The 205-nt window shown below is 69.3% G+C and carries 1 pseudogene; it reads right to left on the bottom strand.

The annotated features are described in order from the left end of the window. Positions 1-205: pseudogene (locus F1735_RS38745) on the bottom strand (IS5/IS1182 family transposase); the annotation flags it as partial.

The following is a 205-nucleotide window of genomic DNA, read 5'->3' as shown; positions in this document are numbered from 1 at the left end:
GGTCTGGCCGCGCTGGCGCCGGATCGGCGAGCCAGCAGCTGGTGCCGCTTGCTTGACCGGGCGCTTACCCTTGCGCCTGCCCTGCTTGCGCGGTGCCGCGCTGGCCGCCGCTGCAGGCCGCTCGCGGACAGCAATGGCCGTGCCGTCGCGGCTGATATGTCCGATCAACTGGTCACCCAGGTGTTCCTTGATCATGGCTTCGTAG

It is taken from the genome of Massilia genomosp. 1 (assembly GCF_011682185.1).
GTDB lineage: Bacteria > Pseudomonadota > Gammaproteobacteria > Burkholderiales > Burkholderiaceae_D > Telluria_A > Telluria_A rubra.
Note: the sequence above shows the minus strand (reverse complement) of the source record. Positions and strands in the feature narration are given on the sequence as shown.